This is a genomic window from Microbacterium sp. Root166 (assembly GCF_001427145.1).
Classification (GTDB): domain Bacteria; phylum Actinomycetota; class Actinomycetes; order Actinomycetales; family Microbacteriaceae; genus Microbacterium.
In genome coordinates this window covers 279,950-291,912 of record NZ_LMGL01000001.1, presented here as the reverse complement: position 1 = coordinate 291,912, position 11,963 = coordinate 279,950, and the positions used below count along the sequence as shown (strand labels likewise).

The window sequence follows — 11,963 nt, the reverse complement described above, 5'->3', positions numbered from 1 at the left end:
GTCGTACGCTCGTGCTGTGACCTCAGCGCCGGCCGACCTCGACGCCATGGAGCGCGCGCTGGCCCTCGCGAAAGCCGCCGCGCTCGCCGGCGACGTCCCGGTCGGCGCTGTCGTCGTCGATGCCGCCGGACGGATCATCGGCGAAGGTGCGAACCGGCGCGAGATCACGCACGACCCGACCGCGCACGCCGAGGTCGTCGCGCTGCGCGAGGCGGCGGCATCCCTCGCCTCCTGGAACTTGGAGGGCTGCACCCTCGTGGTCACCCTCGAACCCTGTGTCATGTGCGCGGGAGCCGTCCTGCAGTCGCGGGTGTCGCGGCTCGTCTTCGGCGCGTGGGACGACAAGGCCGGCGCGGCCGGCTCGGTCTACGACGTCGTGCGCGACCGGCGGCTGCCGTACCGGGCCGAGGTCGTCGGCGGACTGCGCGAGGCCGAGGCATCCGCTCTCCTGCGGGATTTCTTCGACGCGAGGCGCTGAAGCGCGCCCCGAGTTCAGGGGGTCTGCCCCCTGGCATGCGGGGGCCTGCCCCCTGCCCGCGGTGTCCGGGCCAGCCCTACCGTGACAGGCGTGACTCGCCTCATCGAACCCGTCCGCACCGCCCCGGTGACCACGCCCACCGGCCGCGTCGCACCGCGCATCGGCTGGACGTTCGTCCTGCTCACCGCGCTGGCCATCGTCGCCTATGCCGCCGTGCCGTACTTCACGGCGTCGCTCGAGGCTCTCTCCGAGGCCCCCGGCCTTGCCGCGGACTACGTCGGCAAGCCGGCGTTCGTGCTGGCGGCGCTCTATCTGCACATCGCCGGTGGCGCGACGGCTCTCGCGCTTGGCGCCCTGCAGTTCTGGCGCGGCCTGCGGACCCGTGCTCCGCGCGTGCATCGCTGGATCGGACGCATCTATCTGCTCGGCGTCGCCGTCGGCAGCCTCGGCGGCCTGGTGATCGCTCCGACGAGCACCGCCGGCTTCGTCGGCTTCTTCGGATTCAGCACGCTCGCGGTGCTGTGGCTCGTCACGGGGTGGCGGGCGTACCGTGCGATCCGGCGGCGCGATGTCGCGAGCCACCAGGCGTGGATGATCCGCAACTATGCCCTGACGTACTCGGCGGTGACGCTGCGGATCTGGCTGCCGCTGATGATCTTCGCCCCACTGCTGGTCGGCCAGACGCCGGACTTCGACAACGCCTACGCTGCCGTGCCGTTCGTCGCCTGGCTGCCCAACCTCGTCTTCGCAGAGTGGCTCATCCGCCGCCGGGGCCTGCCGTCCTACCGGCTGCCGCCGGCGCGGACCTGAGGGCGCAAGGAGTCAGTCCGTCGAGCGGATGACGAATTCCTCGGTGGCCGGTGCCGGATCGGCGCTCGGGCGGTAGATGTCGGGCTCGAGGTAGATGACCCGGGCGGTGGGCACCGCCGCACGCACGCGGGTCTCGATCCGGTCGATATCGGCGGCGACCGCCGCGAGCGACTTGTCGGAGGTGTACCCGATCTTCGCCGCGACGAGCAGCTCGTCGGGTCCGAGGTAGAGCGTCTTGATGTGGATGAGCTTGTCGACCTCGGGGCCGGTCGTGATCGCGTCGACGATCCGCGCGTGGTCGTCCTCGGTCGCACCCTCGCCGACCAGCAGGCTCTTGGTCTCGAAGCCGAGCACGATCGCGATGAGGACGAGGAGCGTGCCGATCATCAAGGTGCCGATGGCATCGAAGACCGTGTTGCCGGTGATCACGGTGAGTCCGACGCCGAAGAGGGCGAAGACGAGGCCGATGAGCGCCCCGATGTCCTCCAGCAGCACGACGGGAAGCTCGGGGGCCTTGGCGTGACGCACGAAGGACACCCACGACTGGCCCTTGGCGCGCACGTGATTGCTCTCGGTGACCGCGGTGCGCAGCGAGAAGGACTCGAGGACGATCGCGACGACGAGCACCACGATCGGGAGCCACCACCACTTCTCGTCGAGCGCGTGCGGGTGCCGCAGCTTGTCGACGCCCTCGTAGATGGCGAAGAGCCCACCGACGGAGAACAGGATGATCGAGACGACGAAGGCGTAGACGTACCGCTCGCGTCCGTAGCCGAACGGGTGCTCGCGGTCGGCCGCGCGCTTCGCGCGCCGCCCGCCCAGCAGGAGCAGCAGCTGGTTGCACGAGTCGGCGACGGAGTGGATCGCCTCCGCAAGCATCGATGCCGAGCCCGAAAGGCCCCAGGCGATGAACTTCGCCACCGCGATGCCCATGTTCGCCAGGAACGCCGCGATGATCGCCTTGCCGCCGCCGGAAGCACTCATGCCATGAGTCTACGGATGGCGCGGGCTGCGGCATCCGGGTTGACGAGGTGTCAGTTCTCGGATCTCAAGAAGATGGCCTCGGTCGTCGGAGCGGGATCAGCGGGACGGCCGACGTACCCGATCACGGTCAGCAGGGCATGGCGGAACTCGGCCGGACGCTCGAGGTGCGGGGTGTGACCGACATCGTCGAGGCCGCGCTCGGTCACGTCGCCCCCGGCGGCGGAGTAGCGGGCCAGCACGTCGCGCATCTGCGTGACCATGGGCTGCGGCGGGGCGGCCTCATCGCCGGGCCACCCGGGCACGATGCCGAGCTTGCCGAGGTTGTTGAAGTCATAGAGCGAGGCGTCGGAGATGATCGGGTCGAGCGCACCGTGCACCCACAGCACGGGTGGCTTGTCGGCGATGTCGACGATGCCCGACAGGTCGCAGTGCTTCGGAGCCATCGCGTTGAGCACACCGATCGTTCCCGGGGCGAAGCCCGGCCAGCTCTCGCTCGGCGCGCTGTCGCCGGGGTAGTTGCCGGTCGCCGTCGAGGTCGAGAGCATCGAGGCGACCCAGACGTCCTCGTCCTCGGTCGTGAAGCCGGGGGCGACGTAGCTCGCCCGGAACACGTTGCGGGGCGACGTGGGAGCCTCGTCCGAGGCATCGTGATCGATGAGCCGCCGGACGAAGTCGGGGTTCGCGCCTCCGCCGCCGCACCCGGCGTCGTCGTCGGTCAGGCGCGACCCGTCCCGCCGGGTGGGCCCGACCCCGTAGGGGGAGAGCGGGGATTCGAGCGTCAGGCTGAGCGCGCCGTGGTCGATCGCGTACTGCATGACGACGCCGCCGCCCATCGACCACCCCACGAGATGGGCGCGCGAGATGCCGAGGGCTTCCAGCGTGGCGTGGACATCGTCGCTGAAGTCGCGCAGGCCGCGCGTCGCGTCGATGGGGGCATGCTCGGTGCCGCCGTAGCCGCGCAGGTCGATCGCGATGACGCGCAGATCGGTGGGCAGGTCCTGCATGAGGTGCTGCCAGAACAGGGACGACGACACGTTTCCATGGACGAGGATCACCGTGCGGTCGTGCGGTGTCGCCGGGTCATCGCCGACGCGCTCGAGGATGTTGACGCTCAGGCGGGACGTCTCGATGACTCGCGCCGTGATGCCGTCGAAGAGAGACATGCCAGACCTCCCCTAGTCCGCCTGCGAGACGTCCTCGCCCCGGTGATCCCGACTATAGCCGCGGGCGACGCCGGAGTGAACGGAACCGCCCCGGCTTGCTGACGCGTGGTCCTGCTGGGGCTCCGCCCCAGACCCCCGGCTTGCTGACGCGCGGTCCTGCTGGGGCTCCGCCCCAGACCCCCGGCTTGCTGACGCGCGCCCTCGTAGGATTGCGCCATGACCGATTCCGCCCCGCTGCCCCCCATCGCGATCCTCGGCGCCGGCTCGATGGGCGGTGCCATCCTGCAGGGGCTCGTGGAGTCGGGTCTCGCGGCCGGCGGTGTGACGGTGACCAACCGCACCGCGGCGAAGGCCGCCGAGCTCGCGGACCTGAGTGGCGTGACGAGCGTCGCCTTGGAGGACCAGCCGGACGGGAATCGGGATGCCGCGGCCTCCGCCGACGTCGTGCTGATCGGTGTCAAGCCGGCCATGGTCCCCGACCTGCTGCGGGAGATCGCTCCGGTGCTGCGTCCCGGCACGATCGTGGTGAGCGTCGCCGCAGGGGTGACGATCGCGACGTTCGAGGGAATCCTCAGTGACGACGTCGCGGTGCTCCGCTCCATGCCGAACACCCCGTCGCTCGTCGGCAAGGGCGTGACCGGGCTCGCCGCAGGCACTCACGCCCACCCCGTGCAGACAGCGGTGGTGCGGAGGCTGTTCGAGACCGTCGGGACCGTCGTGGAGGTGCCGGAGGCGCAGATCGACCCGCTGTCGACGATCTCGGGGTCGGGTCCCGCGTACTTCTTCCTCGTGGTCGAAGAGTTCACCAAGGCCGCTCGCGCGCAGGGCTTCGCCGAGGCCGAGGCGCGGCTGATGGCGGAGCAGACCTTCATCGGTGCGGCGGCGTTGCTCGCGGCGTCCGGAGAAGACCCCGCAGAGCTGCGGCGGCGCGTGACCAGCCCCAAGGGCACCACCGAGCGGGCCATCGCGGTGCTGCAGGAGGCGCGTCTCGACGACGTCTTCTCACGCGCCGCAGACGCCGCGCTCGCCCGGGCGAAGGAGCTCGCCGCCGGCGCCTGACGGCGACTCACCCCGACTGCTCAGCGGAGCGGTCGGGCACCCCGCCACGCAGCGGACCCGACCGAATCAGCGGTCGAGGGCCGCGAACCGCTCGATGTCGGAGTTGGTGCCCGACACGATGATGAGGTCGTGGTTGGTGACGACCGTGGCTGCTTCGGCGTAGCGGAAGGGCTTGCCGGGACTCTTCACCCCGACGACGGTGACGTTGTACTTGGAGCGCACGCCCGACTCGTTCAGGCCCACGCCCCGGATGAACTTCGGCGGGTACATCTTGGCGAGGACGAAGTCGTCGTCGAAGCGGATGAAGTCGAGCATCCGGCCGCTCACCAGGTGCGCGACGCGCTCGCCGGCCTCGCGTTCGGGGTAGATCACGTGATTGGCGCCCACGCGGGCCAGGATCTTGCCGTGCGACTGCGAGACCGCCTTCGCCCAGATCTGCGGGACCTTCAGGTCGACCAGATTGGCGGTGATCAGGACGGATGCCTCGATCGACGAGCCGACCGCCACCACGGCGACCTGGAAGTCCTGCGCGCCGATCTGCTTGAGCGAGTCGATGTTCTTCGCGTCCGCCTGCACCGTGTGGGTGACGCGCTCGGACCACTTCTGCACGAGCTCGAGGTTGTCGTCGATGGCGAGCACCTCGCGGTCGAGGCGATCGAGCTCGCCCGCGCAGGCCGCGCCGAAGCGCCCGAGTCCGATCACCAGGACGGGAGCGTCGCTGCGGATCCGTTCAACCAACGATCGGCCTTTCCACCGGCAGCGAGTAGAGCTGCGAACGGGATGTCGCGGCCACCGCCGCGGCGAGTGTCACTGTACCAATGCGCCCCATGAAGATCGTCAAGGCCATGACATAGACCCCCGGGTCGCTGAGCTCCGCCGTGAGCCCGGTCGACAGGCCGACCGTGGCGAAGCCCGAGATCACGTCGAAGAGCACGTCCGAGACGGGCGCCTGGCTGATCTGGGCGATCGTGATCGTCGACAGTGCCACGATGGTCGCGCCCCACGCCACGACGGACAGCGCGACGCGCTGTACATCGCTCGGGATGCGGCGGCCGAATGCCTCGACGGACTGGCGCCCCTTGGCCTCGGACCACACCGCCAGGGCGAGCACAGCCAGGGTCGTGACCTTGATGCCGCCGGCGGTCGAGGCCGATCCGCCGCCGACGAACATGAGCATGGAACCGACGATGAGTGACGAGCCGTACAGCTCGCCTACGTCGACGACGGCGAAGCCTCCGGAGCGGGTCATGGCCGACAGGAAGAACGCCTGGAAGGTCGTGTCCCACGCGTCCATCGATCCGAAGGTCTTCGGGTTGTTGTACTCGAGGGCCAGGAACGCCGCGGCGCCCGCGAAGAACAGGAGCACCGTCGTGATGATGGTGAGCTTCGTGTGCAGCCCCCATTTGCGGAAGTGCCAGACGTGCTTCCAGAGGGCGTAGATCACCGGGAAGCCGATGCTGCCCAGGAAGACGCCCGCCATGAGCACCGTCAGCAGGAAGTAGTCGTCCGCGAACGGCACGAGCCCGCCCGGGTTGGGGGTGAAGCCGGTGTTGGTGAACGCCATGGCCGCATAGAACGGCGCCTCCCACAGGGCTTCGAGCGGGCTGATGCCGGCGAAGATGAGGGACGGGTACAGCGCCAGGGCGACGACGGCCTCGATGAGGAGCGTCGACAGGGCGACGGTGCGCAGCAGCGTGCCGACCTCGCCGAGGCGGACGGTCTGGCCCTCGTTGACGGGCCCGCCGTGGGTGCGGAGCGGGTTGGAGTCGCTCGCGGCGATGAGCTTGGCGCGCAGGCCCAGGCGCTTGGAGATGACGAGACCGAGGATCGAGGCGAGCGTCAGCACGCCCATTCCGCCGATGTTGACCCCGAGGAAGATGACGACTTTGCCGAAGGGTGAGAAGGTCGTCGCGATGTCGACGGTGGTGAGGCCGGTGACGCAGATCGTCGAGACGGCGGTGAAGACGGCGTCCGCCAGAGGCAGGCGCCGGCCGTTCGTGGAGGCCGCCGGAAGCGAGAGCAATGCCGTGAACAGCAGGATCAGCATCACGAAGACGAGCACCGCGAATCGCGCGGGCGACGACGTCGTCAGATTGCGCAAGCGGTCCCATGCGGCCTTCAGTGCCAAGGGCACGCGGCGCACGATCGACCCGGCCGGGTCAGTCGCCATCCGTCGCCCCTTTCGCTGCGAGACTCCCGTCATGGTACTCCGCGGGGCTCCCGACTAATCTGAGCACATGGCGGACATCTTCGACGTGATCGCGGACGGCACGCGTCGCGACATCCTGCGGCTCCTGCTCGATCGCGCCACCGCCGGCGAACGAGGCACCAGCGTGTCGCACATCGTGCACGAGCTCGGTGCCAGTCAGCCGACGGTGTCCAAGCACCTCAAGGTGCTGCGCGAAGCGCACCTGGTCTCCGTGCGCGAGGAGGGCCAGCACCGGTACTACAGCCTGTCGGCCGAGCCGCTCGACGAGGTGGACGACTGGCTCGTCCCGTTCCTCGGCGACGACGACGCCCCGCAGTACGCCGGGTCGGGGCTGACGGACTCGGCCGCGCATGCCGCCGATGTGGTGGGTCGCGCCGCGGCATCCGCGAAGCACGCCATCGAGAGCGCCCTCAAGAAGCTCCCCGGCCGTTGATCCCACCAGAGCCCGAGGCCGAGTCGCTCGCCCGGCCGCCCGCGTAGCGACAAGGCCTGACCCCTAGCGGCGCCCGGCCTTGCGGCGGAACAGCCAGGCCCCCCACGCGAACGACAGCACGAGGATCGCCAGGCACCAGCCGACGCCCCACCAGGCCTGCCCGGTCATCGGGGTGCCCATGAGCAGGGAGCGGATCGTCTCGATGATCGGCGTGACCGGCTGGTTGTCGGCGATCCACTGCAGCCAGCTCGGCATGGTGTCCACGGGCACGAACGCGCTCGACAGGTACGGCAGGAACAGGATGACGAAGCCGTAGGCGTTCGCGCCTTCGGGGCTCTTCGACGCGAGGCCCAGGGCCGCGAACAGGTACGTGATCGCGAGGATCCACAGCGCGATCATGCCGAGCGCACCCAGCCAGCCGCCGAGATCCGCAGTCGGCCGGAAGCCGACCAGCAGGGCCACGCACACCACGAGCGCCGTGGCGACCAGGTTGCGCGCCAGGCTGGCGATCACGTGCCCGGTGAGAACGGCGCTCGCCCGCACCGGCATGGTGCGGAACCGGTCGATGATGCCGGCCTTCATGTCGCTGGCGACGTAGACGGCGGTGCTCGCGGCGCCGAAGCCCGCGCACAGCAGGATGATGCCGGGCACGACGTAGTCGACGTAGCTGCCGGTGGGATCGATGGCGCCGCCGAACACCCACGTGAACGTCAGCATGAGGATCACGGGGAGCATGATCGCCATCAGCAGGGACTCGCCGTCGCGCAGCGAGTGGCGGAGGCTGCGCTCGACGAACACCCGTTCGGCGAGGAGGCCCGAGATGCGCGGGCGCAGCGACGGTGCGTCGGTGGACAGGGTCAGGGCGGTCATGCTGTCTCCTTCAGGGATGCCGCGGAGCGGGTGGCGGGCGAGGTGAGGGCGAGGAACACGTCGTCGAGGCTGGGGCGGCGCAGGCTCACCATGCCCTCGGCTCCAGACTCGTCGAGCACGTCCAGCGCGCGGCGGAGATCCGATACGGTGCCGTCGGTGGGCACCTCGCGGAGCAGGTCGCCGTGAGCGTCGTGCAGCTCGACGGTGTCGCCGCCGACGCGGGACTTCAGTTGCGCGGCGGTTCCGGTGGCGACGACGCGGCCGCCGTCGAGGACGGCGATGCGGTCGGCCAGCTGGTCTGCCTCCTCGAGGTACTGCGTGGTCAGGAAGACCGTGGTGCCGGCAGCGGCGAGGGAGCGGATCACGTCCCACAGCTCGCGCCGGCTGCGGGTGTCGAGGCCGGTGGTCGGCTCGTCGAGGAAGAGCACCTCGGGCGTCACCACGAAGCTGAGCGCCAGGTCGAGCCGCCGCCGCATGCCACCGGAGTAGGCGCCGACGCGCTTGGTCGCGGCATCCGCCAGATCGAAGCGTTCGAGGAGCTCCACTGCCCGGCGCTTGGCGCCGCGGGCGGATAGGCCCGAGAGTCGTCCGAGCATGACGACGTTCTCGGCGCCGGTGAGCACGTCGTCCACGGCGGCCGACTGCCCGGTGAGGCTGATGCGCTGCTTCACGCCCGCGGGGTCGCGCACGACGTCGATGCCGGCCACCGTGGCGGTGCCCGCGTCCGGGCGGGCGAGGGTGGTCAGCACGTTGATGGTGGTGGTCTTGCCCGCGCCGTTGGGTCCGAGCAGCGCGAAGACCTCGCCCCGCTGAACGGTCAGGTCAAGCCCGTCCAGCACGATCTGCTGGCCGAAGGACTTGCGCACTCCCCGCACGTCGATGGCGGGCTGTGGAGTTGCTGGTGACATGGCGGCATCCCGTCTTCTGTGTATTTACGAAACGTGTGTGTATGGGTGAAACTGTTTATGACGGTAACACACTGTTTACCTCATATACAGTCCTAGACTGACGGCATGACGGATGACGCCGAGATCGAGCTCCCGCGAGGCGTCGCCCTCGCCTGGGGCGTCGCCGCCAACCCGCAGCGCGGGCCCAAACGCGAGATGAGCGTCGAGCGCATCGTCGAGGCGGCGGTCGAGATCGCCGACGCCGACGGTCTGAGCGCCGTGTCGATGGCCGCGGTCGCGGCGCAGCTGGGCTTCACCCCGATGTCGCTGTACCGCTACGTCACCGCCAAGGACGACCTGATCCTGCTGATGCAGGAGGAGGCGACCGGTGTTCCGCCGGCCGACCTGCGCGAGGGGAACTGGCGCGAGCGACTCGAGAAGCTGTATCACGCACAGGTGCAGCAGTACCTGCGGCACCCGTGGGTGCTCGACGTACCGATCAGCGGATCGCCGGCGACCCCCAACAGCGCCGCGTGGATGGATGCCGGACTCACCGCGCTCGCCGGCACCCCGCTCTCGCACAACGACCGGCTCGCCGTCGTGCTGCTGGTGACCGGGCACGCGCGCTGGACCGGGATCGTGCTCGCCGGGTACGCGCGCACGGAGCGGGCCACGGGCGAGAACGACCTCGACATCGCGAAGCGCGAGGACGGCCTCTATCGCCAGCTCATTACCGCCGACGAGTACCCCGAGCTTCGCGCGGCGATCGATGCCGGCGTATTCCTCGACACGTCCGACCCGTTCTCGTTCGGCATCGCGCGGGGGCTCGACGGCGTGGCGACCTACATGGCGGCGGTCGCCGAAGGGCGGCCCGAACCGGCCGCGCCGTGGCAGGCGGCCGAGGACGCCGACATCGCCGCCGACAAGAAGTTCCGCGAGGCGCGCAAGGCCGTGCGCGAAGCCGAGAAGGCCCTCCGCGACGCCCAGAAGATCGAGCGGCAGGCCGCTCGAGACGCCCGCGAACGCCTCGCGCGGGGGCGGGCCGCAGGCTGAGCGGCCGACATCTCACGAATCCCACCAGTCACAGCGGTTTACACGCGTCCCTCGGGCGCTCTACAGTGTGGACAGCACTCTGGGGAAAGGACTGACATGGCGGAGCTGCCCGACGTGCGCTTCCTCACCGTCGCCGAGGTCGCGGAGCTGATGCGCGTCTCGAAGATGACGGTCTACCGCCTCGTGCATTCCGGCGAGCTTCCCGCGGTGCGCTTCGGTCGCAGCTACCGTGTTCCCGAATCGGCGGTGACCGAAGCCCTGCATCGGCCGATCTCCGACGTCGGCTAGACTGTCCCGAGGCATTTTCCGATCTGCCCGACCCGGGCGCGCACGAGCTGCGCCCAGACCCCGACATTGTGAGGTTTTCCGTGGGTTCAGTCATCAAGAAGCGCCGCAAGCGCATGGCGAAGAAGAAGCACCGCAAGCTGCTTCGCAAGACGCGCCACCAGCGCCGCAACAAGAAGTAAGCGGCAAAACGACACCAAGCGTCCCCCGACCGGTCCTGACCTGTCGATGGGGGCGCTTCGTGTATCCCGCTTCCCGCCGAGAAAGGCCCCCATGCAGACGATCACCGTCCACCAGCTCCGTGAGCGCAGCGGCACGCCGCTGATCGACGTGCGCGAGACGTGGGAGTTCGAGACCGGCCGCGTGCCCGGTGCCGTGAACCTGCCCATGTCGACGATCGGCGAGCACCTCGACGAGCTTCCCGACGGCGCGTTCGACGTGATCTGCAAGGTCGGCGGACGCTCGGGACGCGTCGTCGAGGCGCTGGCCGCGCGCGGCTACGACGTCACGAACGTCGAGGGCGGCACCGACGAGTGGATCGCCGCCGGGTATCCCGTCGAGGCCTGAGCCGCGGCATCCGATCCCGCTTCTAGACTGGGCGGGTGACGACCCTCACCCTCATCGGCAAGCCGGACTGCCACCTCTGCGACGTCGCGCGCGAGGTCGTCGAGACGGTCGTGGCGGAGCTGCCCGAGGACGCCGTCGAGGTCGAGGAGCTCTCGATCGCCGACGACCCCGCGCTGTACGCCGCCTGGTGGGAGAAGATCCCGGTGGTGCTCATCGACGGATCGCTGCACGGCCACTGGCGCGTCTCGCCCGACCGCCTGCGCGCCGCGCTCGCCGAGACGATCCCCGCCGGCTGACGGCGCCGCTGAATCCCTCAGGCGACCAGACGCAGGCGGAGCGCTGCCAGCTCGTCGCCGGTGAGACCGCCGGACTGCAGGTACGAGGCGGCCCCGCCCTGCGCGTCGACCCAGGTCAGCGCCTGTTCGATGGCGGCCGGAGGCGTGCCGGTCAGCAGGGTGTCGACCGCCGGGGTGAGCGGCACGCCCATCGCGGTCACCATCGCGCGCATGCGATCCGCCCAGGGCCCGGCCAGGTTGGCCGCGGACGAGCTGTAGTCGGCGACGACCGCGGAGCGATCGGCCCCGACGGCTTCGAGCAGGAGCGCGACGGCGACACCGGTGCGGTCCTTCCCGGCCGTGCAGTGCACCAGCACGGCGGTGGGCGGGTCGTCCGTCGCCGCGGCGACCAAGCGCGCGAGCCGCGCGAAGGATGCCGCACCCTGTCCGAGCATCGAGACGTACAGGTCGCCGAGGGCCGGGATCCGCGAGACCGCGGCCGCGATGGCGGCCTTCGCGGCGTCGGGGTCGTCGGCGATCGGGGCCTGCTGGGCCATTCCGGTCAGGGCGCCTTCGAGCAGCGGCAGCTCGACCACGGTGAACGGGCGCGAGTCCGGCAGGAGGTCGGCGGCCATGCCGCGCTCGGCTCCCGTGCGGAAGTCGGCGATCACGCCGATGTCGGTCGCAGCGAAGCTGTCGAGACCCGCGGGCGTCAGGGCGCTGAGCGCCTCCGACCGGTAGAGCACGCCGGAGCGCGTCTCGCCGCCGTCACGAAGGGGAGTGCCGCCGGTGTCGCGGAAGTTCTGCAGGCCTTCGATCATGCGCCCATGGTGCCAGACGCGACGGCCGCGCCACGCGCCGAGACCGCCCGAATGCACCGGATTCGGGCC

Annotated in this window: 16 protein-coding genes; 9 read left to right on the top strand and 7 right to left on the bottom strand. The window is 70.1% G+C overall.

Annotation, left to right across the window (positions count from 1 at the left end):
• Positions 1 to 46 precede the first annotated feature (46 nt).
• Both tadA and ASD56_RS01310 read left to right on the top strand, forming a co-directional pair.
• On the top strand, positions 47 to 478 hold the full coding sequence (gene tadA, locus ASD56_RS01315) for a tRNA adenosine(34) deaminase TadA (RefSeq protein ID WP_055963417.1): 432 nt from the start codon (positions 47 to 49) through the stop codon (positions 476 to 478).
• 90 nt (positions 479 to 568) lie between these two features.
• Complete coding sequence (locus ASD56_RS01310; RefSeq protein ID WP_055960365.1) at positions 569 to 1,288, top strand: DUF2306 domain-containing protein; 720 nt, start codon at positions 569 to 571, stop codon at positions 1,286 to 1,288.
• A 12-nt stretch (positions 1,289 to 1,300) separates the two neighbouring features.
• Here the strand turns inward: ASD56_RS01310 and ASD56_RS01305 are convergent, their stop codons facing one another.
• The gene (locus tag ASD56_RS01305) at positions 1,301 to 2,272 is read right to left on the bottom strand and encodes a cation diffusion facilitator family transporter (protein WP_055960362.1); all 972 of its coding nucleotides are present in this window, start codon (positions 2,270 to 2,272) and stop codon (positions 1,301 to 1,303) included.
• Positions 2,273 to 2,322: 50 nt separating this feature from the next.
• Entirely contained in the window at positions 2,323 to 3,435 is a 1,113-nt protein-coding gene (locus tag ASD56_RS01300) for an alpha/beta hydrolase (RefSeq protein WP_055960359.1), read from the bottom strand.
• Between the two features lie 216 nt (positions 3,436 to 3,651).
• Here ASD56_RS01300 and proC point away from each other — a divergent pair, with 216 nt between their 5' ends.
• Positions 3,652 to 4,494 carry a pyrroline-5-carboxylate reductase gene (proC, locus tag ASD56_RS01295; protein ID WP_055960356.1) on the top strand — a complete coding sequence of 281 codons (843 nt, stop codon included), beginning with the start codon at positions 3,652 to 3,654 and terminating at the stop codon, positions 4,492 to 4,494.
• Positions 4,495 to 4,560: 66 nt separating this feature from the next.
• On the opposite strand, the gene ASD56_RS01290 is transcribed toward proC, so the two are convergent.
• A complete protein-coding gene (locus ASD56_RS01290; RefSeq protein WP_055960353.1) occupies positions 4,561 to 5,232 on the bottom strand; it encodes a potassium channel family protein in 672 nt (223 codons plus the stop codon).
• Positions 5,225 to 6,664 carry a TrkH family potassium uptake protein gene (locus ASD56_RS01285; RefSeq protein ID WP_157535707.1) on the bottom strand — a complete coding sequence of 480 codons (1,440 nt, stop codon included), beginning with the start codon at positions 6,662 to 6,664 and terminating at the stop codon, positions 5,225 to 5,227. The genes ASD56_RS01290 and ASD56_RS01285 overlap by 8 nt, the downstream gene beginning before the upstream one ends.
• A 67-nt stretch (positions 6,665 to 6,731) precedes the next feature.
• Between ASD56_RS01285 and ASD56_RS01280 the strand changes: the two genes are divergently transcribed.
• Positions 6,732 to 7,136 carry an ArsR/SmtB family transcription factor gene (locus tag ASD56_RS01280; RefSeq protein WP_055960346.1) on the top strand — a complete coding sequence of 135 codons (405 nt, stop codon included), beginning with the start codon at positions 6,732 to 6,734 and terminating at the stop codon, positions 7,134 to 7,136.
• 63 nt (positions 7,137 to 7,199) lie between these two features.
• Here the strand turns inward: ASD56_RS01280 and ASD56_RS01275 are convergent, their stop codons facing one another.
• Both ASD56_RS01275 and ASD56_RS01270 read right to left on the bottom strand, forming a co-directional pair.
• The gene (locus ASD56_RS01275; RefSeq protein ID WP_055960343.1) at positions 7,200 to 8,006 is read right to left on the bottom strand and encodes an ABC transporter permease; all 807 of its coding nucleotides are present in this window, start codon (positions 8,004 to 8,006) and stop codon (positions 7,200 to 7,202) included.
• Positions 8,003 to 8,914, bottom strand: coding sequence for an ATP-binding cassette domain-containing protein (locus ASD56_RS01270; protein WP_055960340.1), 912 nt, complete (start codon positions 8,912 to 8,914; stop codon positions 8,003 to 8,005). The genes ASD56_RS01275 and ASD56_RS01270 overlap by 4 nt, the downstream gene beginning before the upstream one ends.
• A gap of 105 nt (positions 8,915 to 9,019) precedes the next feature.
• Between ASD56_RS01270 and ASD56_RS01265 the strand changes: the two genes are divergently transcribed.
• The 5 genes from ASD56_RS01265 to ASD56_RS01250 all read left to right on the top strand — a co-directional run bounded on the left by ASD56_RS01265 (position 9,020) and on the right by ASD56_RS01250 (position 11,094).
• Entirely contained in the window at positions 9,020 to 9,946 is a 927-nt protein-coding gene (locus tag ASD56_RS01265) for a TetR/AcrR family transcriptional regulator (RefSeq protein ID WP_055960338.1), read from the top strand.
• A 96-nt stretch (positions 9,947 to 10,042) separates the two neighbouring features.
• Complete coding sequence (locus ASD56_RS01260) at positions 10,043 to 10,234, top strand: helix-turn-helix domain-containing protein (protein WP_055960335.1); 192 nt, start codon at positions 10,043 to 10,045, stop codon at positions 10,232 to 10,234.
• Positions 10,235 to 10,314: 80 nt separating this feature from the next.
• Positions 10,315 to 10,413 carry a 30S ribosomal protein bS22 gene (locus ASD56_RS15890; protein ID WP_003792170.1) on the top strand — a complete coding sequence of 33 codons (99 nt, stop codon included), beginning with the start codon at positions 10,315 to 10,317 and terminating at the stop codon, positions 10,411 to 10,413.
• A gap of 91 nt (positions 10,414 to 10,504) precedes the next feature.
• Positions 10,505 to 10,798 (top strand): rhodanese-like domain-containing protein, encoded by a 294-nt coding sequence (locus ASD56_RS01255; protein ID WP_055960332.1) that lies wholly within the window; start codon positions 10,505 to 10,507, stop codon positions 10,796 to 10,798.
• Between the two features lie 35 nt (positions 10,799 to 10,833).
• The gene (locus ASD56_RS01250) at positions 10,834 to 11,094 is read left to right on the top strand and encodes a glutaredoxin family protein (RefSeq protein ID WP_055960329.1); all 261 of its coding nucleotides are present in this window, start codon (positions 10,834 to 10,836) and stop codon (positions 11,092 to 11,094) included.
• A gap of 17 nt (positions 11,095 to 11,111) precedes the next feature.
• Here the strand turns inward: ASD56_RS01250 and ASD56_RS01245 are convergent, their stop codons facing one another.
• Complete coding sequence (locus ASD56_RS01245) at positions 11,112 to 11,894, bottom strand: tyrosine-protein phosphatase (protein WP_055960327.1); 783 nt, start codon at positions 11,892 to 11,894, stop codon at positions 11,112 to 11,114.
• Positions 11,895 to 11,963 lie beyond the last annotated feature (69 nt).